This is a genomic window from Psychrobium sp. nBUS_13 (assembly GCF_051201665.1).
Taxonomy (GTDB): Bacteria; Pseudomonadota; Gammaproteobacteria; order Enterobacterales; family Psychrobiaceae; genus Psychrobium.
In genome coordinates this window covers 162,566-186,032 of sequence record NZ_CP179210.1, presented here as the reverse complement: position 1 = coordinate 186,032, position 23,467 = coordinate 162,566, and the positions used below count along the sequence as shown (strand labels likewise).

Below are 23,467 nucleotides of genomic sequence, written 5' to 3'. Positions count from 1 at the left end.
CATTAATAAATGTAAAAAACGCTCCTCGATGGAGCGTTTTTATTTGTTTAAATAATCATTTTAGTCTGTTTAACGTAATCTGTTTTTCTTGCCACTTATCATTCAACCATTGTTGAAAGCGCGCTTTATATTGAGGATCATGTTCGTAATCACCCACCAATTCAGCGTCAATTTCTTCAACCGATATTTCAAGCTTGATTTCATTTACTCGACCACAAATAAAGTCCCCAAAAGACGGAATGCCATTAGGGTACACAATGGTGACATTGACTAACTGATTCAATCGACCCGACATCGCATTAAGTGCAAAAGCGCAGCCACCAGCTTTAGGGCGCAATAGTGACGGATAAGGATTTTTCTGTTGTGCACTTTTTTGAGGTGTAAAACGCGTACCTTCAACAAAATTGACAACACTAACGGGTTTGAGTTGGAATTTTTCACAAGATTTTTGCGTCGCAGCAACGTCCTTGCCACGTAAATGTGGCTTCTTTGCCAACAGCGCTTTGCTATATCGTTTCATAAAGGGAAAATCTAATGCCCACCACGCTAACCCAATGATAGGCACAAAGATTAGTTGCTGTTTTAAGAAAAACTTTAAGAAAGGTACTTTGCCATCAAGCACTCGTTGTAGCACTAAAATATCAACCCATGATTGGTGATTAGCTATCACCATATACCATTCTTTCGTTGATAATGGTGGCAACTCGTTTGTATTGATGACTGTGCGGCTAAATACATGCTGATTGGCAGTATTTACTTTGATCCAGCCACTCGCGCACCCGTCAATAATATAACTCAGCACCTGTTGCAATGGCTTAATTGGCAGAAGCTTTAAAATCCCCAATAAGAAAATAGGGATAAACCAAAAAATAGTATTAACAATGTAACCAAGTCCAGACAAAATCCCATTAATAAACGACATATTAGCTCCTTAAGAAAGAAGCATAATATTACCGATTCACTAATAATCAAACAACTGTTTATTCCTTTACGGATTGCGTAAAAAAATCAATAAAACAACGGACTTTCGCCGACATATACTTACGGCTTGGGTAGACTAAAAAGCAATCTATCTTGTAATTTTCGTAATCTGGAAACACTTCGACTAATTGGCCACTTTTCAGTTCATCCAAAACATTAATAATCGGTAATCGTGTTATTCCTAAGCCCGCTAAACAAAATTCAACTTTCATTTCGGATAAATTAGAAATTATACGGGGCTCCATTTTTACGACAATCTTTTCACCATTGTGGGCAACAAAATCCCACACTTTTGGTTGTGGTGAATTTTTATAACCAATGATGTCATGCTCAATGAGTTCATTTGGATGTTTAGGCATTCCTTTGCGTTGAATATAGTCTGGCGAAGCGATAGTCACATCTGTTGAACTCATAATTCGCTTACAAATCAAATTTGAGTCTTCCAAACTACCTGAGGCTCTAATCACTAAATCATAGCCATCTTCGATAATATCAACTTTGGTATCTGACAATTCGATATCGAGATTAACTTGTGGATATTTTAGTAAAAACTGAGTGAATATAGGGCCAAATTTAGAAGCACCAAAGCTCACGGGGCAGCTAATTTTAAGCGTCCCTTGCGGCTCCGTTTTAGCACCATCTAAGGCTTGTTCGACTTCTGATAAATCCTCGAGAACCTGTAAGCATTGTTGATAATACAACTCGCCTTCAGGGGTTAATTTTAGAGTTCGCGTCGTGCGGTTTAACAAGCGAACCCCTAATCGAGATTCCAACTTGTTTACTTCTTTACTGATATAGGATGTCGAATGGCCAGTTTTGTCAGCTGTTTTGGTAAAGCTACCATTGGTTACCACTTGTGAAAAAATCACCACACCATCGAGCATCTTACTATCAGTAATCATGATTAATCCTTGGTGATTTCAGCAGCAACGACAGAAATTTCAACAAGCAATGCTTCACGTGCCATACTAGCCTGCACACAAGCTCTTGCAGGTGCTACACCTTCTGGTACCCAAGCGTCCCACACAGCATTCATTGCTGCAAAATCTGTCATCTCTTTGATATAAATAGTGGCTGATAACATGTGGTGACGGTCGCTACCCGCTTTCACTAACAACTCATCTACTTTATCCAACACCGTTTGGGTTTGATGGGTGATGTCTTGAGTCGCGTCTGCACACACTTGACCACATAAATAAATTGTACCGTTGTGTTTAACAATACGGCTCATTCGTTGTTTTGTTTCAATACGCTCAATCATAATAATACCTTATAAATAATATGAGCTTAGTCTAACAAGAATATAACCCGTAAAAACAGCGCTTAATTTCGTAAGCTACTGAGGAGCCGATCCATTGCCCGATAGCCTAATGCTTCCGACAGATGTTGCCGATTAACCGCCTCATGCCCACTGAGATCTGCAATGGTTCGGGCTACTTTTAGAATGCGATGATAAGCTCGCATCGACAAATGTAATTTTTCAATGGCCATTTCCAAAAACTGACTATCATCGTCGGTGAGTATGCAATAACAGGATAACGAATTTCCTGACAAATGCGCGTTTGGCTTTTGTTGCCTTAGTTGCATGATTTCTCGCGCCGCATTAACTCGCTCTCGTACTGTTGCACTAGATTCACCCAGCGTTTTATCCGACATAGTCCCTTGAGGCAGTCGCGGCACATCGATGGTGAGATCAAAGCGGTCAAGAAAAGGGCCAGAAATTTTCGATAGGTATTTTAAAATTTGATCGGGAGTACTGCGGCTATGTTCTCCCACTTCACCACAAGGGCTCGGATTTAATGCCCCCACCAGCTGGAAGTTAGCGGGAAAAGTGACTTTACCCGCTGCCCGTGAAATTGAAATATTGCCCGATTCCATTGGCTCTCGCAGAGAGTCGAGTACCTTGCGTTCAAATTCAGTCATTTCATCTAAAAATAGAACACCGCGATGCGCTAATGAAATATCTCCCGGGCGCGGATTGCTGCCTCCACCAACCAAAGCAACCGACGAACTGGAATGGTGGGGAGAACGAAAAGGCGGTATCCGCCATCCCTGCTGAGAAACGGATACGCCACACGTTGAATGCACAGCGGCAACTTCTAACGCTTCCTCCATGGTTAGTTGAGGTAAAATCGTTGGCAATCGACTGGCTAACATGGTCTTTCCTGTTCCCGGAGGCCCCACAAATAGCACGTTGTGGCCACCAGCTGCCGCTATTTCTAACGCCCGTTTAGCGAATGGTTGCCCAATCACATCTTGCAAGTCTAATTGCTCAGTCACCATTGGCTCTACCATAGATTGCGGTGTTTCTAACGCATGCTGGCCATGCAAAAATGCCGTTACTTCTAATAATTGACTGGCGACTTTGTTTTCAGGGTTTTCCAGTAATGCGAGTTCGTGTTGATTTTGCGCCGATGCAATGACTTGCCGCTTTACTTTATTAGCCGCGAGCGCCGCAGGGAGAATACCTAAGACTTTACGCAGCGCCCCCGACAACGCAAGTTCGCCGTAAAATTCATAGCCTGAAATAAGTTGTGTTGGCACTTGATCGGAAGCCGCCAAAATACCAATCGCAATAGCTAAGTCAAAGCGCCCTCCTTCTTTGGGTAAATCAGCTGGCGCCAAGTTGACGGTAATACGCTTAGCAGGAAACTCAAATCCAGCATTAATGAGTGCACTGCGCACTCTATCTCGAGATTCTCGAACGGAAGCTTCAGGCAAGCCAACAATAGAAAAAGCAGGTAATCCATTGCTTAAATGTACCTCAACATTAACAAGCGGCGCTTCAACCCCAACCTTGGCACGACTATAGACGACAGCTAGTGACATTTTGTTCAATCCTAAATAGTCCATTAGGTAACAAGAATAGAACATCTATTGCCCTTTCGCCCTCAGCTATCGCGCTAGACCTAAAATAAACAGCATTAATACTAAAGATAACTCGAATGCTATACCGTTGTTTTGTAGGCATAAGTAAACTGTTCTATACCGATAATCATCAAGTGTTAAAAAATAGTTATTAATACTTGGTTGTGTTTACAAAATCATCGTGATACAACTTGTCAACAATTTAGATTCCAATAAGCCCCTAACGGGCTGTAAGAGAATTTTTACATGCGCTTAATTAACAAGCTAGTCCTGATTATTAACATTATCGTCGTGGTCATTGCACCACAGCGTCGGGGAGCTAGTGCTTAATTAAGCCAAGCGAATTACATAAAACCCCCGACACGCAAGTTTCGGGGGTTTTTTTATATCAATAGCAATGGATAATACAAAATGCGCGGCGCAGATTTATTAGTTAGTTATTTAAAGCAAGAAGGGATCACAACCGTATTTGGCTATCCCGGCGGGGCTATCATGCCTGTCTACGATGCATTATACGACGGTGGCTTAAAACACGTCCTTTGTCGTCATGAGCAAGGAGCAGCATTCTCTGCGCTTGGTTATGCGCGAGCGAGTGGCAAGGTCGGTGTTTGTATCGCCACATCTGGCCCGGGTGCCACCAACCTCATTACTGGTCTCGCCGATGCTTACATGGATTCAGTTCCCATTGTAGCCATCACCGGACAAGTCACCTCAGCTGTAATCGGTACTGACGCCTTCCAGGAAATGGACGTTTTAGGGTTATCACTTGCCTGCACCAAGCACAGTTTCATGGTAACCGACAAAGATGAGCTCGCTAATGTATTGCAGCAAGCGTTTACCGTTGCTAAATCTGGTCGTCCAGGCCCAGTGCTTGTTGATATCCCAAAAGACATTCAATTGGCCGAAGTTGAAGCAGCACTGGCTATTTCTAGCAAAGACCCTATTGCCGAATATGATGATGAGCGCTTAGAAGCAGCAAAACAGCTATTAGCAAACGCTAAACAGCCTATTTTATACGTTGGCGGCGGCGTTGGCATGGCTAACGCGGTTGATGAACTACAACGCTTTGTTGATGCGACAGGTATTCCGTCTGTAACCACGCTTAAAGGCATTGGTGCTATTCCTAACTCAAAACCATATGCGTTAGGCATGTTAGGCATGCACGGTACTAAAGCAGCAAACCTATGTGTACACGAATGTGATTTGTTAGTGGTTATTGGCGCGCGTTTTGATGATCGTGTGACAGGTCGCTTAGAAAGCTTTGCTTCTAATGCCCGTGTTTTACATATCGATATCGACCCTGCTGAAATCAATAAATTACGCCAATCAGATGTATCACTGTGTGGTGATTTAAAAGATATTTTACCTGCACTAACAACGACATTGAGCATTCACGAATGGCAGCAATATTGTCGTGATCTTAAAGTGCAATATAATTGGAACTACGATGCACCGTACCGCAGCATCTACGCCCCTAAATTGCTTAATCAACTCTCTGAAAAACTACCAAGTAACGCCGTTGTGAGCTGTGATGTTGGACAGCACCAAATGTGGGTTGCTCAACATATGAATTTTACCCGCCCTGAAAATCACTTATCAAGCTCAGGCCTCGGCACTATGGGTTTCGGACTACCTGCTGCTATCGGCGCCCGACACGCTCGTGGTCGCCAAGATCCTGTGGTTGTCGTATCAGGTGACGGCTCTTTCATGATGAACGTTCAAGAACTTGGCACTATAAAACGTGAACAACTCAACGTTAAAATCGTCCTAATTGATAACCAGCGCTTAGGCATGGTGCGCCAGTGGCAACAGCTGTTTTTTGAAGAGCGCTACAGTGAAACCATACTTACTGATAATCCAGATTTTGTCACACTCGCGTCGGCCTTTAATATTCAAGCACGAACTATCACCATGCAAGCAGACGTTGAGCCAGCGCTGGATGAAATGATTAACAGCAACGGCGCATTCTTATTGCACGTACGTATCAATGAAGCCGATAACGTATGGCCACTGGTTCCACCTGGTGCTTCAAACGCCGATATGATGGAGAAAGTATAAATGTCATTAGCTCAACATCAACTTAAGCTTGTTGTGAATCAATCACCTGAAGTCTTAGAGCGCGTACTTCGTGTCGTTCGTCATCGTGGCTATCAAATCGATCAACTCAATTGGCGGCATGAAGACGGTGAACTGATACTCACCGTTAGTAGCCAACGTGCACTGCACTTGCTTACCAACCAGTTAGCTAAGCTGGTTGACGTTAAAGACGTCACCGAACTGAATATGATGCAAACGTCTAAAAGCGCATAACCAAATTTAAAAATTAATGAGCGGAACTCCGCAAATAAGTAGGAATTATCATGGCAAAACTAAGATCAGCAACCAGTACTCAAGGGCGTAATATGGCAGGTGCTCGCGCACTGTGGCGAGCAACAGGCATGACGGATAATGATTTTGGTAAGCCAATTGTTGCGGTAGTAAACTCGTTTACTCAATTCGTACCAGGTCATGTCCACTTAAAAGATATGGGGCAGTTGGTAGCGGGCGCTATTGAAGACGCAGGTGGTGTTGCAAAAGAATTTAATACTATTGCTGTTGATGACGGTATCGCTATGGGTCACAGCGGCATGCTTTATAGCTTGCCATCACGTGAACTCATTGCTGATTCTGTGGAATACATGGTGAACGCGCACTGTGCCGATGCCATGGTGTGTATTTCCAACTGTGACAAGATTACCCCCGGCATGTTAATGGCGGCAATGCGTCTAAACATCCCGGTTATTTTCGTTTCTGGTGGCCCGATGGAAGCGGGTAAGACTAAGCTTTCAGAGCAAATTATTAAACTCGATTTAGTCGATGCGATGATTCAAGGCGCCGATAAAAACGTATCCGATGAGCAAAGCGATCAAATCGAGCGTAGTGCCTGCCCTACTTGTGGCTCTTGTTCTGGCATGTTTACTGCCAACTCAATGAACTGTTTGGCGGAAGCGTTAGGTTTAGCACAGCCGGGCAATGGTTCATTATTAGCAACCCATAGTGATCGTGAAGCGCTTTTCTTAAACGCCGGAAAACGCATTATGGATATGTGTGAAGCATTTTATAAAAATGATGATCCGCTCGCCTTGCCACGTGCTATCGCAACGAAAAAAGCGTTTGAAAACGCGATGACGCTTGATATCGCAATGGGGGGGTCAACCAACACGGTATTACATCTATTAGCCATCGCGCTAGAAGGCGATGTCGATTTTACGATGGACGATATCGATCGCTTATCACGCCAAGTACCTCAGTTGTGTAAAGTCGCGCCATCAACGCCTGACTATCACATGGAAGATGTCCATCGTGCTGGCGGTATTGTTTCTATCCTAGGTGAACTAGCCCGCGCTGGATTACTACACACCGAAGTTCGCAGTATGTTGGGATTATCATTAGCTCAAATTATCGAGCAATACGATATCACCATTACCCAAGACCAAGCCGTTAAAGATTTTTACCGCGCTGGCCCTGCAGGCATCAGAACAACCAAAGCCTTCAGCCAGTCTTGTCGCTGGGATACTCTAGACGATGATCGCGAAAACGGCTGTATTCGCAGTCTTGAAAATGCCTTTAGTTTAGAAGGTGGTCTCGCTGTATTATCCGGCAACCTTGCCCAAGATGGCTGTATTGTTAAAACAGCAGGTGTTGATGATGACAATCTAACATTTACCGGCCCTGCTCGAATATTTGAAAGCCAAGACAGCGCAGTTGAAGGCATTCTAGGTGGAAAAATTGTCGCTGGTGATGTCGTCATTATCCGTTATGAAGGCCCGAAAGGCGGTCCAGGCATGCAGGAAATGCTGTATCCAACAACGTACCTGAAGTCGATGGGGCTAGGTAAAGCTTGTGCATTAATCACCGATGGTCGCTTCTCGGGTGGTACATCGGGTTTATCAATCGGTCACGTATCACCTGAAGCCGCTAATGGCGGTGATATTGCACTGGTTGAAGAAGGCGATATCATCGATATCGATATTCCTAAGCGCTCTATTGCCATCAAGATTAGCGACGAAGCCCTTGCTGAGCGCCGCGTTACAATGAATGCAAAGGGCAAAGCCGCGTGGCAACCTGTATCACGAGTTCGCCCATTAACAACAGCATTGAAAGCCTATGCGATGTTAGCCACCAGCGCAGATAAAGGTGCGGTCAGAAATACCGCTCTGCTTGACAAGGAAGACTAATGACGCAGCAGATAAAACCACTGAGCGGCTTGGATTATTTGACAAAAATCCTCCAAGCCCCTGTTTATGACGCCGCCATAGTGACGCCATTGGATTCACTAGCAAAGTTATCAACACGTTTAAACAATACAATTTTGTTAAAACGTGAAGACAAACAGCCAGTATTTAGCTTCAAGCTACGTGGGGCTTATAACAAAATTGCTCAGTTGACTGACGAGCAGCTAGCCTGTGGCGTTGTCACCGCATCTGCTGGAAATCATGCTCAGGGTGTCGCGTTATCTGCAACACGTAAAAAAACAACCGCCACCATCGTCATGCCTCGTACGACACCTGACATCAAAGTAGAGTCCGTTAAATTACACGGTGGTCATGTCGTTTTACATGGCGATAACTTTGACCAAGCCTATGCTCACGCCAAAGAACTCTCAAATATTGAAGGACGCGTATTTGTTCCTCCCTTTGATGATGAAGATGTCATCGCTGGTCAAGGCACTGTCGCGATGGAGTTATTGCAACAACATCGCAAAATCAATCAAGTGTTCGTTCCTGTTGGCGGTGGTGGCTTAATCGCTGGCGTTGCCGTGTATTTAAAAATGGTACGTCCCGATATCAAGATTATCGGCGTAGAATCCCAAGATTCAGCCTGCTTGTGTGCTGCTTTAGAAGCAGGACAACCAACAGATTTAGATCGTGTCGGTTTATTTGCCGATGGTGTTGCCGTTAAACGTATTGGCGATGAACCCTTTAGGCTCGCCAAAGATTATGTTGACGAAATGATTACGGTATCAAGCGATGAAATCTGTGCTGCAGTTAAAGACATTTTTGAAGATACTCGCGCTATCGCCGAACCTTCTGGCGCATTAGCGTTAGCGGGTTTAAAGAAATACTGCGCCCAATACAATGTTGAGCATCAGCATCTTGTCGCCATTTTATCGGGCGCCAATGTTAATTTTCATGGCCTACGTTATGTCTCTGAACGCTGTGAATTAGGCGAGCAAAAAGAAGGTGTGCTTGCCGTTACTATTCCTGAGAAAAAAGGCAGCTTTCGCCGTTTTTGCCAAATTTTAGATGGTCGACCTATTACCGAGTTTAATTACCGCTTTGCCAATCGCCGTAACGCGAGTATTTTTGTTGGTTTACGTCTCGCCAACGGTGAAACAGAACTCAACTCAACCATTAATAACTTGACCGAACAGGGCTATCCCGCACAAGACTTATCACATAATGAATTGGCAAAATTACACGTTCGTTATATGGTGGGCGGCCGTCCTCAGGAGATGGTGCAAGAAAAGCTCTTTAGCTTTGAGTTTCCAGAATGTCCCGGCGCATTAACAAACTTCTTAGCGACGCTGGGGGAGAATTGGAATATAACCTTATTCCACTATCGTAATCATGGCGCTGCTTTTGGCAGAGTATTAGCAGGATTCGAATTGCCAGATGAGCAATACGAGGACTTTATCGAGCATTTAGAACAACTTGGGTATCAATATAAAAACGAAAGTGATAACCCTGTTTACAATTTATTTTTAACCCATTAAAGGACTTATTTCATGACAATTTCATCATTTCATCCAACGCCACGCACGTTAATGGGACCTGGGCCAAGTGATGTATCACCACGCGTATTGCAAGCACTAGGCCGTCCTACTATTGGTCATTTGGATCCAGAATTTGTTGGAATGATGGATGAAGTAAAAAGTCTCCTTCAATATGCGTTTCAGACCAAAAACGAATTTACTATTGCGGTATCAGCACCTGGTAGTGCAGGCATGGAAACCTGTTTTGTTAACTTAGTTGAACCACAAGACAAAGTGATTGTTTGTGTTAACGGTGTGTTTGGCATGCGCATGGTGGAAAATGTAGAACGCTTAGGCGCTACAGCTGTTGTGATTAATGACAAGTGGGGTCACCCTGTTTCTGTTGATAAAGTAACACAAGCGCTACAAGATCATCCTGATGCAAAGTTCTTAGCTTTTGTTCATGCAGAGACGTCAACGGGTGCATTATCTGATGCAAAAACCTTATGTGCGCTAGCTCAAGAACACGATGCATTGACTATCGTTGATGCAGTAACTTCATTAGGTGGCGTCGAATTACGAGTCGATGAATGGGGTATAGACGCCATTTATTCTGGCAGTCAAAAGTGTTTATCTTGTGTTCCGGGCATTTCCCCAGTGAGCTTTAGCCCACGTGCCATTGAAAAATTAAGTCAACGTGATGGTAAAGTACCAAGCTGGTTCCTAGACCAAACGCTGGTGATGAGTTATTGGAGTGGCCAAGGAAAGCGTAGTTATCATCATACGGCTCCTGTAAACTCGTTATATGCACTGCATGAGTCGCTAGTTATGCTACAAGAAGAAGGTTTAGAGAACGCATGGGCTCGCCACCAAGCACAGCACGAAAAACTCAAGGCTGGTTTAACCCAAATGGGTATTGAGTTTATTGTTGATGCAGCGCATCGACTGCCACAATTAAACACCGTAGTAATTCCAGAAGGTGCTGATGATGCAGCCATTCGCGGAACATTACTCAATGACTATAACTTAGAAATTGGTGCAGGCTTAGGCGCACTCGCTGGTAAAGCATGGCGCATAGGCTTAATGGGCTACGCGGCGCGCAACGAAAGTGTCGCGTTATGTTTAGCGGCACTAAAATCTGCATTAGGTAAATAAAAGTAAATTTATGATTAACGTATTAGTTAACGGCGCCAATGGGCGCATGGGCAAAGAAGCAGTTAATGCTATTAATAACGATCCTGCTTTAAATTTAGTAGGCGAAATTGATTATCAAGACGACTTAGCAGCAACCATTACACGTTTAAGACCCCAAGTAGTCGTGGACTTTACCGCCGCATCAGCAGGTTACGACAATACAAAGACCATTCTAAATAATGGCGCTTGCCCAGTTATCGGTACCAGTGGATTTTTAGAAAGCCAAGTACAAGAACTGCAAGCGTTATCTCAAGACAAACGACTAGGCGGTTTAATCGCCCCTAACTTTAGTGTCGGCGCAGTGCTAATGATGAAATTCTCTGCCGAAGCCGCTAAGTATCTACCTGATGTTGAAGTCATTGAAGCCCATAGTCCGCAAAAAGAAGAAAGTCCTTCAGGCACAGGCCTGCGCACTGCGGAAATGATTGCCCAAGCACGCACTGGTACACCGCAAACCACCAGCGACAAAGAATTGTTTGAAGGTGCTCGCGGCGCAGAATTACACGGCGTAAAGCTGCACTCAATTCGTCTACCTGGCGTTGTTGCACAGCAAACCGTTTTCTTTGGCGGCTTGAGTGAAACGCTGAAAATTGAACACAACTCACAACATCGTGAGTCCTTCATGCCTGGCGTTGTATTAGCCTGTAAAAAGGTCGTAGAGCGTGATGCACTAGTTTATGGATTAGAACACTTGATGGATTAATCTGCACTGCGCCCTGCGTATTCATGGTTAACGACTATACTTAAAATTCATTCGTATTTTCGTTAACCATCATCTGGGCAATTCATGAAAACTTTCTTGTTGTCACTGCTAGGCATTATTGCCCTGTTAAGTGCTGTTAATACAGCAGCTGCTTCTACGAATCAGCAATCGCTCGTTACTCTTACCTCACATCATCATAATCCTTCATTATTAACCCCCAAAGAGCGTCAATGGCTAGCTGCTAATCCTGGGGTAGAAATTGCGTCTGATCATAGCTGGTATCCTTTTGTATTTATCAATCAACAAGGCCGTGTTGACGGTTTTAATAAGGAACTTATCGCGTTAATTAACAAAAATCTGCAGACAGATTTTTCAATCAAACGCCATAGTTCGTGGTCTCAAGCCTTTGACGAACTAGTGACTGGGAAAATAAGGGCATTGATGTCAGTGACTCCAACGCCAGAGCGACAACAGTATCTATCGTTTTCTCCTGTTTATTACTTTGCAGCACAGCATGTCCTCACCAAGGACGACAATAATGACATTAAATCACTGCAAGATTTGGAAGGAAAACGCATTGCCATTTTTAAAAACCACCTAATAAGTGATTATATAAAACAGCATGTAACCCCAAAAGAAATTCAATACCTGCACTCAACTGAAGCGGGTTATCAAGCAGTCGCTTCAGGTCGAGTGGACGCAACTATTTTTACGCACGCTAATAGCGATACAGCAAAGAAGATGGGATTAAAATTGGCTGCAGCAATAATTAACAACACAGGCAACCTAGCCATTGCGACGCATAACAGCCAGCCTTTGCTCCATAAGATCATAAATAAAGGCGTTACATCAATTTCAAAAGAACAACTAACAGCGTTAACTGAAAAGTGGTTTAACACGAGTAACAATAACCGGTTATTTACTGATGAAGAGTTAGCTTATATTAGCGAGGCTCCACCAATAAAAGTAGGTGTAGATACTTGGAAGCCATATCTCTTTTCCAATCAAAAGCATGCTATCAATGGGATTGTTGGTGATATTATCGCTGAGTTGTCAAAGACCTCTGGTCTTTCATTTCAAGCGGTTAATAACAGCCGAGAACAATTGCAGCAATCATTTAAAGATCAATTAATTGATATCATCCCAGCTAACTTTACTAGTAGCCTTTTTCAATACACGAATTCGACCACCACTAATTATCTAAGCTTAGACTCATCTTTATTTATTAGTGACTTACGTAATGACATTAGCGATTTATCCGATTTGAAAAATAAGAGCTTACTCATTATAAAAAACTCGCGCTATCAAGACATTTCAAATCAGCTAAATAAAGAAACAACAATCATTTATGCAGATGATTACAATCATGCATTACAGCTTCTCAATGCCAATGAGGCAGATGCTTTATGGGGAGATAACTATTTAATTTCACAATTTATTGAAAACAACTTTATACACGGCATCAAGACTATTCCGTTACACGACCAGTCGCGTCAACATCTCGCGATGCAAATTCAGCCCAACGATCTGCTTCTGAAAAGCATCTTAAGCAAATCACTCATGCTCATTAGTCAGTCCAGAAAGAAGCTAATTACCAACGACTGGTTAACGGCGACTCATCACAAAACCGGACTCAATCTTGCTTTTGGATTAGGCAAAGAGCCGTTTACATTAGACCATCCTAAAATTCGAGGAATTGAATATGATTTAATGTATCGCGTACTGAAAGACCAAGGTATTGAAATATATAATACCCAATATCTTTCAAGGCCATTGCTCCATCAAGCATTAAATAACAACGCCAACTTAGACGCTAAAATTGCAGTTCATGCAAAAAACGATGGTTATTATTATTCCGATTCCTTCGTTACTTTTGAAAATATCGTTGTCTCTAGAAAAAGCGACAACCTAACCATTAACAAAGTTAATCAACTTGACGGTCTATCTACGCTTTCTTTTGTCGGCGCCTATAAATATCTTGGTAATGAGTATTACGAATTATTTAACCCGAAAACTCGTCCAGATAACTACCGTGAATATAAATTTCAACAGCAGCAAGTCGCGGCATTCTTACAAGGCGAAGGAGATGTGCTAGTCATCGATAAACGCATATTTTTGTGGCATGCACAGAACACAAATAACCAAGAAATTGGAAAATATACTTTTCATTATCCATTCAAAAATCACAATGAAACTCAAGTTGGTTTCAGAGATAAATACATTCGTGATAGGTTTAATCGAGGACTAGAAAACATTAAGGAAAGTGGAGAATACGATTACATTATCGAGCAATACACTAACAATGTCATTCAACATAAAAACGAAGCAGCACAACTGTTCTCAGCCATTATTGCAAACCACATGTACTCTCCTGACCCCAAACCACTCAAATCATTGCTAGATACCTTGGTTAGCCTCCCGTATATCGAACGAATCGATGTATTTGATAATCAGAAACAACTTATTTCACAGTCAACTATCTCAACAGCTTCTACCCCCTACTTTAACCAACAAGACATTATCAATATATTTGACAAGGTTGCTTCGCCGCAGGGATTTCTCAATGTTTACTTTGCCGACGAACATATTAACAACAGTTTAAAAGGTACTAGTTTAATTCCAAATATTCAGCACTTTAGGGACCAAACTCGATTTAGTTATATATCCGCTATCTATCATCGACTCAACTATCAAAACAATGAACTGGCGTTTACCAATCAAGAACAACGCTACCTCGACTCTCATCCAGTAATTCGCTTTTCTGAAGTTAATTGGCATCCATTGTCCATTGTAGAAAATGGAAAATTCAGCGGTTTAATGGCCGATTATCTAGATATTATTAGCGCAAAAACTGGTATTGAATTTACCTTAATTGAAGAACAAACATGGCCAGGTGTTATTAAAGCGTTTGAGCAACAACGTATTGATCTCATTCCCGGAATTACCGACATTGAGCAACACGCCTCCTCCGGCATTATCTCTAATGAGTTTTCGTTTTTTAACTTTGGTATTGTCATGGGAGAAGACGCTTCATTTGTCGATACATTGAGCGAGCTATCCAATAAAAAAATCGCCCTCCCAAAGGGCGATCCTGTGTTTTATTTCATTAAAAAACAATACCCAGAAGCCAAAATCATCGAGACAAGCTCAATGGAACAAGCGCTTTCTTTAGTCGATAAAAAACAAGCTGACGCATATATCGGACATATGGCTGTCGCTATATTTCAGTTAGAGACACGCTATCACCGGCTTAAGATTGTTGGTCAACTGGATGCGGGATTTTCTCATCGCATCATGGTTCACGACGATCAACAAGTTTTACTCTCTGTTATCAATAAGGTACTCAGTTCAATCGATGATGCTACTCATAATGAAATTCGTCAACGATGGGTAAAACGCAGTATAAAAACCGCGATAGACTATGAAATTATTTATTGGATTGTACTGAGCTTTTTCGTTATTACACTTATATTTTTCTACAGTTACCGTCGTGTAAAGAATGCTCAACAACAAGTGTCTCAATCTAATGATGAACTGTCGAAAAGCATGGCAGAATTACAAGAACAAAAAGAGATTTTTGAAACCTTATTCTACGATACATCAGATGGTTTATTGCTAATGAAGAACGGCAGATATACTGATTGTAATAATGCAGCCACCGCAATGCTAGGCTTTGACAACAAGCATCATATCATTGGCTTAACGCCTGTTGACATCTCACCGCTACAACAACCAAATGGACAATTCTCCGCAGAACAAAGAGAAAACATCGATGAACTTTGCTCAAGCAATGGTTCACAACGTTTCGAGTGGGTTTTAAAAAAAGCTGATGAACAGTTGTTTTGGGTTGAAATAGTGCTCACGCAAATTATTCGCAATAATGAAAAAACAGTACATGTGGTGTGGCGTGATATTAGCGACAAAAAACAATTAGAAGAAGCACAAATAACTCATAACGCCCAACTCATTAATAGCAACGCCGAACTTGAGTCATCAATTAGAGAGCTTAAAGAGGCCCAAAAACAGCTCATTGAATCAGAAAAAATGGCAAGTTTAGGTGGACTTGTTGCAGGTGTTGCACATGAAATAAATACACCTGTTGGCATAGGCCTAACGGCAGCGACACACTTTCTAGAGCTAAATAAAGATATTGACAACAAATATCAACAGCAAAGAATCAAAAAAAGTGACTTTGATAGCTATTTGGATGCGTCGAAAGAGATTGCTGAGTTGTTAATGCGTAATTTAGAACGTACTGCTGAATTAGTGAGGAGCTTTAAACAGGTATCTGTCGATCAAAGCTCATCACAATCTCGAGTTTTTAATGTTGCTGAATATATTGACGAAATACTCACAAGTATTCATCACGTTATTAAACAACAGCAAATCACCATTAAAGTATCTTGCGATCCTGACCTAACGATTAATGGCTGCCCAGGTTCATTTTCGCAAATTATTTCCAACCTTGTGCTTAATGCGAGCATTCACGCATTCCCAAATAAAGAAGGCGCAATCGACATCAATGTCACTCAAGCCAACAATCAATTAAGCCTTATGATAATTGACGATGGAAACGGCATAAAACCTGAAAATTTAAGTAAAATATTCGAACCATTCTACACCACTAATCGCGACAACGGCGGTAGTGGTTTGGGGCTAAATATTGTCTATAATATCGTTACTAATCAGCTTCATGGCACTATTAACTGCGCCAGTGAAATTAATCAAGGAACCGTATTTAGCATCTCGTTCCCAGTTGAAATCGCTTAAATTTGCATTCAACTTACTCACCAGCTAGGGTGTAAACTCCCACTATTAACGAAGGTGATAACGATGGACAAGAAACAGCAAGGGCAATTCTGTTGGCTAGAGTTAACAACCGCCGACTGGCAACAAGCCAAGTCTTTCTACTGCGATTTATTCAATTGGCGCGCCGACGACGCAGATATTGGCGATGGCATGTATTGCACAAAAATGTATAGTAATGACAAAATCGTTGCCGCGATGTTTCAACGTATGCCTGAACAAGAAGAGCAAGGTGTAATGACCAACTGGTTAACTTATATTGCTGTGGACAACGTTGACGACACTCTCGCACTTGCCGAGCCGTTAGGTGCAACCGTAATTGCTGGCCCGCATAACGTAATGGATGCCGGTCGTATGGCTATTTTACAAGAACCAAATAGTGCAGTGTTCGCCATCTGGCAAGCCAATCAACACACAGGCATCGAAGTAAGAGATGTAGAAGGTGCATTATGTTGGAGCGAACTGGCAACACTTAATCGTGAAGACAGTAAGGCATTTTATCATCAAGTGCTTGGTTGGGAGTTCGATGATAAAGAGATGATGGGTATCACATACACTGAACTACAAGTAGGTGAACATCAAGAAGGTGGCATGCTAGAAATGACTGAAGAGTGGGGAGACACACCACCTCACTGGATGAATTATTTCGCCGTTGATGGTTGTGAAAAGATGGCTAACAAAGCCCAAGAGCTAGGCGCTATTATTTGCGTTCCACCAACAGATATTCCAGAAGTGGGCCGATTTTCAGTAATCAATGACCCACAAGGTGCTACGTTCTCAATTATTGAGCTATTAACACCTGTAGGTTAAATCGCTATCTTAAACTTGCGGGCGTGAGCGTCTATTTTTGTTAGCGCCGCCTGCAGGCTTATTACCACCGCCATTATTACTACGGCGAGGATTTCCACCATTTCCCTGTTTGTTACTACCATCGCCCTGCTTATGACGTCCATTAGCGCTCTTAGGCTTATGTCCACGTGCATTTTCACCAGAACGCTGGCCATCTTTATGGTCGTGATTTGGCTTTCTAGGTTTTTTCGGTTTCTTAGCTTTAATTGGGCGAGTGTCTAATTCTGTTTCAGGTACGCGGTGAATTGCTTCAAAGCCTGGAATTTCTTTTCTTGGAATCAACATTTTGATCAAGCGCTCAATATCTTGAAGTTGCTGCATTTCATCATTACTGACTAACGAAATAGCCTCACCTGTTGCACCTGCTCGGCCAGTACGGCCGATACGATGTACATAATCTTCAGCAACATTAGGTAAATCAAAATTTACCACTTGCGGCAATTGCTCAATGTCTAATCCACGTGCAGCGATATCTGTAGCAACAAGCACTTTGATTTCACCACTTTTGAAGCCTGCTAGTGCTTTTGTTCTTGCACCTTGACTCTTGTTACCATGGATAGCCGCTGCGCTATGCCCTTTAGCTTCCAATTGTTTAGCAATACGGTTTGCACCGTGTTTGGTACGAGAGAAGACAAGCACTTGTTGCCAGTCATTGTCTTCGATTAAGAAGGTCAATGCTTGCGTTTTACGGCCCTTATCTAATGGACATAACCATTGCTCAATACGGTCAACAGTGGAATTTTCAGGGGTTACTGAGATTTCAACAGGATCATTAATTAACCCTTTAGCTAACTGACGGATATCTTGTGAGAATGTTGCGGAAAATAGTAGGTTTTGGCGTTTTTTAGGCAACATCTTAATAATGCGCTTAATGTCGTGAATAAAGCCCATATCTAACATACGATCAGCTTCATCCAATACCAATACTTCAAGCTCATCAAAACGAATGGCTCGCTGGCTGTATAAATCAAGTAAACGACCAGGAGTAGCCACTAATACGTCAGTACCACCGCGCAGTTTTTGCATTTGTGGATTAATCTTAACACCACCAAACACGACTGTTGATTTTAGCGGTAGCTTTTGACTATATTGCGAAACATTTTCAGCAACTTGAGCAGCCAACTCACGAGTAGGAGTTAACACTAAACAGCGAACCTGATTGCCTTTAGCTGGCTTACCTTTACTTAAGTTCTCTAAAATAGGTAATGTAAAACCCGCTGTTTTACCAGTACCAGTTTGCGCAGCCGCCATTACATCTTTACCGGCTAAAATAGCAGGAATAGCTTGAGCTTGAATCGGCGAAGGTGATTCATAACCTTGGGCTGCAACAGCTTCAAGTATTTGTGGACATAGGCCCAATTCAGCAAATTTCATTATTAAACTCATTTATTCGTTAGCTAATCATCGGTGGACGAAAAGGCAGTGGCTCAAAAAGCGGGCTAGTGTACAGGATCATTGCACTTTGACCTACTTTTCGTGCAAGTTATTTGACTAACTTTGAAGTGAGTGCAATTTTCACGCAAACCAAATAAAAAAACCAATATCATTGATATTGGTTTTTACGTCGAAACAACAAGAACTTGGCTACATTTAGTACGCTTGACAGGTTTTAAAATATTGATTGAGTGCCTCAACCAATCCCTTAACACCAATAAGACCTACATACACATTATTTTGCATGACCGGAAAACATGTTTGGTCGCAAAATCCCGCCGTATCTGAAATAACCTTTGCCGCTACATCATGAATATTATCGTCAGCATTCACCGTGACAACATCACTTTTCATAAACTCTTTAACGGTTGGTGCACCATCACAATAGTAACTACTTGAAATAAGTGTTTTTAAACAATCGCGTTCACTTAAAATACCAACGACTTGATCATTATCAACCACTACAGCGCTATCTTGATCGCTTTGCTCAATCTTATCAACGGCATCTGATAACAATGTTGTTGATGTAATCACTGGAGCATTTTGCGTTATAAAATCCTTCACTTTCAAATCAATCATCATCCTGTCCTCATTGTTCCATTATTATTATGCTAAATGAGCGGTTAACTCATCAGCGCCACCGATATGCTCACCGGCAATAAACACTTGTGGTACTGTGGTTCTTCCTGTCATTGCTCGTAACGATAATAAAGTCGCATCAGATCCAACTACAATCTCTTCGAATGTCATACCTTTACTAGTCAGTAATTCTTTAGCTCGGGCGCAATGTGGACAACCAACTTTACTAAATAATGCAACATCTGCTGGTGCTTTAGCATCACTATTTATATAGTTAAGCATAGTATCTGCGTCAGAAACTTCAAACGGGTCACCTGGTTTGTTTGGCTCGATAAACATTTTTTCGATAACGCCATTTTTAACCAGCATAGAATAACGCCAGCTACGCTTGCCAAAACCAAGGTCTGCTTTATCGACTAACATCCCCATACCATCAGAGAATTCACCATTACCATCAGGAATAACCGTTATATTATCAGCATCTTGATCGCTAAGCCATGCATTCATCACAAAGGTATCGTTAACAGACATACAAACGATTTCATCAACACCGTTCGCTTTTAATACACCCGCTAACTCATTGTAACGAGGAAGATGTGTTGAAGAACATGTTGGGGTGAAAGCACCTGGTAACGAGAATACAACGACTGTTTTATTTTCAAAAAGAGATTGTGTAGTTACATCTAACCATTCGTCGTTATGACGAGTTTTAAACGTTACATTAGGAACTGATTGGCCTTCTTTATTTTCTAACATTTTATTCTCCATACTGATTTTAAAGGTGTCATGTGTTAATTGACTATGAAACCAGTATGAAGAAAAATTATGCAAAATGCCAAATGAAACAAACAATAAATATAATAGGCAAAAACTATCATAAGTATAAAGTTGATAGTTTATTTGTAAATTGGTAATTCAATGCGTACGCAAAGCCCACCTTGATCGCGATTTTGAATGAGTACACGACCACCGTGATTGTTTACAAAGCGATGAACTATGGCGAGACCTAATCCGCTGCCCTGCCCGCCACGCGCATTATCCCCTTGCACAAAAGGCTTAAAGAGTTGCTTGATATTCTCCATCGGAATACCTGGACCATTGTCTTCTACTTTGAAATAGGCAACGCCTCGACCAGATATACCTGACTGAATTTCAATTTCACCGCCACCATAGCGAATTGCATTACTAATTAAATTAGCAAGCACACGTTTAAGGGCGTTAGCCCTAAGCATCATCAATGGGATTTTATCAAGCTTAGCAGTGATATTACGGCCACGACTCGCTTCAGCTTTCACTTCTTGACTGATAATTTCATTCAAATCATTAAGCTCTGCGACTTCTTCACGATCTAACTTAATATAGGTAATAAATTGATCGATGATTTCATTCATATCATCAATATCTTGCTCAATACCTTCTTTAAAGAATGATTCTTTATCATCAAGCATTTCTGTCGCTAAGCGAATTCGCGTCAGGGGCGTTCGTAAATCATGAGATATACCAGCCATTAACAAAGCGCGATCATCTTCTAGCTGCTTGATACCTGACGCCATTGAGTTAAAAGCTCTTGTTAGATCGACTACTTCAGACGAGCCTTCAAATGCTAAGCGCTCTGGAAATTCACCTTTTGCTACCTGATTCGCCGCTAGTTGCAAGTTTCGAAGCGGTTTAGTGAGATGTCTGGCAAACAGCCACCCGCCTATTAACGACAGGCTACCAATAACAATAAGATAAAATGTCAGTGGCGAAAATTCACTATCATCAAATTTCTCTAACGGAATTTTAATCCAAATATAGGGATCTTGGGGCGGTCTTATCCACACCATAAATAGTTCATCTTTGGCGACCCTAACTTCAGTTTCACCACCTAACTGTTCACTCATTTGCTCGGAAATAAAACGATAAGGTATCGTCTTATCAAGACCGTAACGAGATGCTAGATAAGTGGGATATACTCGTAATCCCGTCACTTCCTTAAATTGCTCTGTAAGAATCTCATCGGTGGGAAGCTGTTCACGTCCTTGCTCTGACATGTTCATAAACACCAGCTTTACTTGCTTAGCGAGTAAATTAGTAATCTGCCTAAGGCTTGGCTCAACATAGTGTTTTGTAACTATGGTGTATGAGACAACTTGATTGATCAGTAATAGAAAACCTATTAAGAGCGCTGTTTGACCAAAAGCACTCTTAGGAAACCAACGCTTCATTAGTGGGCACGACCATCAGGAACAAATACATAACCTAAGCCCCAAACTGTTTGAATATAACGTGGATTCGTTGGATCATCTTCAATCATGCGGCGTAAACGAGAAACTTGGACATCGATACTACGTTCAAGCGCGCTATAATCTCGTCCACGCGCCATATTCATTAACTTATCTCGAGATAAGGGCTCGCGAGGATGAGTTACTAATGATTTTAATACCGCAAATTCGCCCGATGTTAACGACGTCACTTCGTCACCATGATGCATCTCGCGAGTTGCGAGGTTTAACTTAAAGTCGCCAAATTCGATCTCTTCTTCGTTTTGTGAAGGTGCACCGGGCACATCATTGCTACGACGACGTAGTACAGCATTGACTCGCGCCAACAATTCACGAGGATTAAATGGCTTAGGTAGGTAATCATCAGCCCCTAACTCCAAACCAATAATACGATCAACTTCGTCACCTTTAGCCGTTAACATCAAAATAGGAATGTCGTTATTTTTCTTACGTAGACGCTGGCATATCGTTAATCCATCTTCACCAGGTAGCATGAGATCTAGCACCATCATGTGAAAATTTTCTCGCTCCATCAGTCGATCCATTTGCTCGCCATCGTTGGCCGTTCTCACTTGAAAACCTTGCTCGACTAAATAACGCTCTAGCAAGCTACGTAAGCGTGCATCGTCATCGACAACTAGAATTTTGGTGGTTTCATGACTCATGATTATTTCTCTACTAGATTCAATAACAATTATACCAATTGCATTAAATATTTGCCCACTTGTACTTGTTAAAATTAACTAAAATGGCGTTGCTCTCAATCCTAATAGCCAGCTATTAGTCAATCGAGCGCCTTGTTTTAGCTGATTTTCTCTACGCACAACAAGATCACTTACTTAATGCAATTGGTATTACTATAAAATCTAACGGCTTATAAAGCAAAATCTCAATTGTGTAATTTGACGGTGCTTTGTTACAAAGTATGTTTAATTGAGGATTGGAGAATTATGCTTTGTAGTAAATTCTATTGATGTACCAAACGAGTTCACCAGAGGGCGTTTTAACAGTGACTTCATCGTCAACTTCTTTACCTATTAGGGCTCTAGCCATTGGTGAGTCAATAGTAATGTGATTATTATCGACATCAATTTCATCTGGGCCTACAACGCGATAAATAGCCTGCTGCTCTTGATCGTTTTCAAGTTCGACATAGGCACCAAAATACACTTTTCCTTCTTGTGAAGGGGCATGATGGACAATTTCTAACTCTTCTAAACGTTTCATTAAGAATTGTAATCGACGATCAATAGAACGCAATTCGCGTTTACCTTCTTTATATTCGGCATTTTCACTACGATCCCCCAAGGCAGCAGCTTCAGACACAGCACGAGTCACTTGAGGACGTTTTACTTTCCACAAATACTTCAACTCTTGATCAAGTTTATTCCAACCTGCAGGCGTTACTAAGTTAGTTTTCTTCATCGACAAAAGGTCTAATCCTTCGTCTGGTACTGATTCAAAAACATTTCAACGCTGCGATTAACTAACTGCTTGCCTTCTTGTTCTGTTAACACGTCACATACACGAATCAATTGTGGCCAAAAACAGCTACCTTTCAATAAACTATGCAACTGTTCCATAGCCACTTCAACATTTTCAATTTGCAGCCTATTATCAGCAACCGCCGCTTTTAACCAACGCTCAAGATCGGTTTCGCGATTATGAATTTTACACATTTCTTCTTGTAGGGCAGACGCTTCAAATAAGAAGTGCCCTAACGCAACGCGAACTAGCGCAATATAATCTTCGCTAGCCATGGTTTTCACTTCTAACAATAAAATATCAGTGAGTTGCTGCTCAATGGGCACATCTGCCTGATAAGTCATGCCTGTCTTCATCACGGCATCACCCCACAACTCAGAGAGGAGTTGAAGTACTAATGCTTCTTTAGTGGAAAAGTGATTGTAAACGGTACGTTTAGACACATGCGCCAATTCCGCAATCTTATCCATACTAGTAGCTTTAACGCCGTCTTGTCTGAATGCATTATTGGCAGCCACCAAAATAGCGCTGCGCTTTAACTCACTTCTTGTCTGTTTTGCTTCTGTCATA

19 protein-coding genes are annotated in these 23,467 nt (G+C 41.9%); 8 read left to right on the top strand and 11 right to left on the bottom strand.

From position 1 onward, the window contains the following. Window positions 1-55 precede the first annotated feature (55 nt). From ACMAZF_RS00870 to ACMAZF_RS00855, 4 genes are all read right to left on the bottom strand, one after another. Window positions 56-922, bottom strand: coding sequence for an acyltransferase (locus ACMAZF_RS00870; RefSeq protein WP_435275626.1), 867 nt, complete (start codon window positions 920-922; stop codon window positions 56-58). Between the two features lie 58 nt (window positions 923-980). After that, the gene (locus ACMAZF_RS00865; RefSeq protein ID WP_435275625.1) at window positions 981-1,883 is read right to left on the bottom strand and encodes a LysR family transcriptional regulator; all 903 of its coding nucleotides are present in this window, start codon (window positions 1,881-1,883) and stop codon (window positions 981-983) included. Between the two features lie 2 nt (window positions 1,884-1,885). After that, complete coding sequence (locus ACMAZF_RS00860) at window positions 1,886-2,242, bottom strand: RidA family protein (RefSeq protein WP_435275624.1); 357 nt, start codon at window positions 2,240-2,242, stop codon at window positions 1,886-1,888. Window positions 2,243-2,304: 62 nt separating this feature from the next. Continuing rightward, complete coding sequence (locus ACMAZF_RS00855) at window positions 2,305-3,810, bottom strand: YifB family Mg chelatase-like AAA ATPase (RefSeq protein ID WP_435275623.1); 1,506 nt, start codon at window positions 3,808-3,810, stop codon at window positions 2,305-2,307. A gap of 450 nt (window positions 3,811-4,260) precedes the next feature. Between ACMAZF_RS00855 and ilvG the strand changes: the two genes are divergently transcribed. The 8 genes from ilvG to ACMAZF_RS00815 all read left to right on the top strand — a co-directional run bounded on the left by ilvG (window position 4,261) and on the right by ACMAZF_RS00815 (window position 17,096). Then, window positions 4,261-5,907 (top strand): acetolactate synthase 2 catalytic subunit, encoded by a 1,647-nt coding sequence (gene ilvG, locus ACMAZF_RS00850; RefSeq protein ID WP_435275622.1) that lies wholly within the window; start codon window positions 4,261-4,263, stop codon window positions 5,905-5,907. Beyond that, a complete protein-coding gene (ilvM, locus tag ACMAZF_RS00845; protein WP_435275621.1) occupies window positions 5,908-6,159 on the top strand; it encodes an acetolactate synthase 2 small subunit in 252 nt (83 codons plus the stop codon). Window positions 6,160-6,209: 50 nt separating this feature from the next. Next, window positions 6,210-8,066, top strand: coding sequence for a dihydroxy-acid dehydratase (ilvD, locus tag ACMAZF_RS00840; protein ID WP_435275620.1), 1,857 nt, complete (start codon window positions 6,210-6,212; stop codon window positions 8,064-8,066). Next, window positions 8,066-9,604: a threonine ammonia-lyase, biosynthetic gene (ilvA, locus tag ACMAZF_RS00835; protein WP_435275619.1), complete on the top strand. Its 1,539-nt coding sequence runs from the start codon at window positions 8,066-8,068 to the stop codon at window positions 9,602-9,604. The genes ilvD and ilvA overlap by 1 nt, the downstream gene beginning before the upstream one ends. Before the next feature lie 12 nt (window positions 9,605-9,616). After that, complete coding sequence (locus tag ACMAZF_RS00830) at window positions 9,617-10,738, top strand: pyridoxal-phosphate-dependent aminotransferase family protein (RefSeq protein ID WP_435275618.1); 1,122 nt, start codon at window positions 9,617-9,619, stop codon at window positions 10,736-10,738. 10 nt (window positions 10,739-10,748) lie between these two features. Beyond that, window positions 10,749-11,480: a 4-hydroxy-tetrahydrodipicolinate reductase gene (dapB, locus tag ACMAZF_RS00825; RefSeq protein WP_435275617.1), complete on the top strand. Its 732-nt coding sequence runs from the start codon at window positions 10,749-10,751 to the stop codon at window positions 11,478-11,480. Between the two features lie 84 nt (window positions 11,481-11,564). Further along, the gene (locus ACMAZF_RS00820) at window positions 11,565-16,250 is read left to right on the top strand and encodes a transporter substrate-binding domain-containing protein (protein WP_435275616.1); all 4,686 of its coding nucleotides are present in this window, start codon (window positions 11,565-11,567) and stop codon (window positions 16,248-16,250) included. Between the two features lie 63 nt (window positions 16,251-16,313). After that, on the top strand, window positions 16,314-17,096 hold the full coding sequence (locus tag ACMAZF_RS00815) for a VOC family protein (protein WP_435275615.1): 783 nt from the start codon (window positions 16,314-16,316) through the stop codon (window positions 17,094-17,096). Window positions 17,097-17,105: 9 nt separating this feature from the next. On the opposite strand, the gene ACMAZF_RS00810 is transcribed toward ACMAZF_RS00815, so the two are convergent. From ACMAZF_RS00810 to ACMAZF_RS00780, 7 genes are all read right to left on the bottom strand, one after another. Continuing rightward, window positions 17,106-18,509: a DEAD/DEAH box helicase gene (locus ACMAZF_RS00810; protein ID WP_435275614.1), complete on the bottom strand. Its 1,404-nt coding sequence runs from the start codon at window positions 18,507-18,509 to the stop codon at window positions 17,106-17,108. Between the two features lie 216 nt (window positions 18,510-18,725). Next, the gene (locus ACMAZF_RS00805) at window positions 18,726-19,151 is read right to left on the bottom strand and encodes a CBS domain-containing protein (protein ID WP_435275613.1); all 426 of its coding nucleotides are present in this window, start codon (window positions 19,149-19,151) and stop codon (window positions 18,726-18,728) included. A 24-nt stretch (window positions 19,152-19,175) separates the two neighbouring features. After that, window positions 19,176-19,904, bottom strand: a complete 729-nt coding sequence (locus tag ACMAZF_RS00800) for a glutathione peroxidase (RefSeq protein ID WP_435275612.1) — start codon at window positions 19,902-19,904, stop codon at window positions 19,176-19,178. A gap of 140 nt (window positions 19,905-20,044) precedes the next feature. Beyond that, window positions 20,045-21,355: a two-component system sensor histidine kinase EnvZ gene (envZ, locus tag ACMAZF_RS00795; protein ID WP_435275611.1), complete on the bottom strand. Its 1,311-nt coding sequence runs from the start codon at window positions 21,353-21,355 to the stop codon at window positions 20,045-20,047. Then, window positions 21,355-22,077, bottom strand: a complete 723-nt coding sequence (gene ompR, locus ACMAZF_RS00790; RefSeq protein ID WP_435275610.1) for an osmolarity response regulator transcription factor OmpR — start codon at window positions 22,075-22,077, stop codon at window positions 21,355-21,357. The genes envZ and ompR overlap by 1 nt, the downstream gene beginning before the upstream one ends. A 283-nt stretch (window positions 22,078-22,360) precedes the next feature. Continuing rightward, the gene (gene greB, locus ACMAZF_RS00785) at window positions 22,361-22,837 is read right to left on the bottom strand and encodes a transcription elongation factor GreB (protein ID WP_435275609.1); all 477 of its coding nucleotides are present in this window, start codon (window positions 22,835-22,837) and stop codon (window positions 22,361-22,363) included. Window positions 22,838-22,848: 11 nt separating this feature from the next. After that, entirely contained in the window at window positions 22,849-23,466 is a 618-nt protein-coding gene (locus ACMAZF_RS00780; RefSeq protein WP_435275608.1) for a TetR/AcrR family transcriptional regulator, read from the bottom strand. Window position 23,467: the final 1 nt, after the last annotated feature.

Excerpts from the sequence above, each read along its gene's own strand:
- ACMAZF_RS00870 (WP_435275626.1), bottom strand. The coding sequence starts at position 922 with ATGTCGTTTATTAATGGGATTTTGTCTGGACTTGGTTACATTGTTAAT.
- ACMAZF_RS00865 (WP_435275625.1), bottom strand. The coding sequence starts at position 1,883 with ATGATTACTGATAGTAAGATGCTCGATGGTGTGGTGATTTTTTCACAA.
- ACMAZF_RS00860 (WP_435275624.1), bottom strand. The coding sequence starts at position 2,242 with ATGATTGAGCGTATTGAAACAAAACAACGAATGAGCCGTATTGTTAAA.
- ACMAZF_RS00855 (WP_435275623.1), bottom strand. The coding sequence starts at position 3,810 with ATGTCACTAGCTGTCGTCTATAGTCGTGCCAAGGTTGGGGTTGAAGCG.
- ilvG (WP_435275622.1), top strand. The coding sequence starts at position 4,261 with ATGCGCGGCGCAGATTTATTAGTTAGTTATTTAAAGCAAGAAGGGATC.
- ilvM (WP_435275621.1), top strand. The coding sequence starts at position 5,908 with ATGTCATTAGCTCAACATCAACTTAAGCTTGTTGTGAATCAATCACCT.
- ilvD (WP_435275620.1), top strand. The coding sequence starts at position 6,210 with ATGGCAAAACTAAGATCAGCAACCAGTACTCAAGGGCGTAATATGGCA.
- ilvA (WP_435275619.1), top strand. The coding sequence starts at position 8,066 with ATGACGCAGCAGATAAAACCACTGAGCGGCTTGGATTATTTGACAAAA.
- ACMAZF_RS00830 (WP_435275618.1), top strand. The coding sequence starts at position 9,617 with ATGACAATTTCATCATTTCATCCAACGCCACGCACGTTAATGGGACCT.
- dapB (WP_435275617.1), top strand. The coding sequence starts at position 10,749 with ATGATTAACGTATTAGTTAACGGCGCCAATGGGCGCATGGGCAAAGAA.
- ACMAZF_RS00820 (WP_435275616.1), top strand. The coding sequence starts at position 11,565 with ATGAAAACTTTCTTGTTGTCACTGCTAGGCATTATTGCCCTGTTAAGT.
- ACMAZF_RS00815 (WP_435275615.1), top strand. The coding sequence starts at position 16,314 with ATGGACAAGAAACAGCAAGGGCAATTCTGTTGGCTAGAGTTAACAACC.
- ACMAZF_RS00810 (WP_435275614.1), bottom strand. The coding sequence starts at position 18,509 with ATGAAATTTGCTGAATTGGGCCTATGTCCACAAATACTTGAAGCTGTT.
- ACMAZF_RS00805 (WP_435275613.1), bottom strand. The coding sequence starts at position 19,151 with ATGATGATTGATTTGAAAGTGAAGGATTTTATAACGCAAAATGCTCCA.
- ACMAZF_RS00800 (WP_435275612.1), bottom strand. The coding sequence starts at position 19,904 with ATGTTAGAAAATAAAGAAGGCCAATCAGTTCCTAATGTAACGTTTAAA.
- envZ (WP_435275611.1), bottom strand. The coding sequence starts at position 21,355 with ATGAAGCGTTGGTTTCCTAAGAGTGCTTTTGGTCAAACAGCGCTCTTA.
- ompR (WP_435275610.1), bottom strand. The coding sequence starts at position 22,077 with ATGAGTCATGAAACCACCAAAATTCTAGTTGTCGATGACGATGCACGC.
- greB (WP_435275609.1), bottom strand. The coding sequence starts at position 22,837 with ATGAAGAAAACTAACTTAGTAACGCCTGCAGGTTGGAATAAACTTGAT.
- ACMAZF_RS00780 (WP_435275608.1), bottom strand. The coding sequence starts at position 23,466 with ATGACAGAAGCAAAACAGACAAGAAGTGAGTTAAAGCGCAGCGCTATT.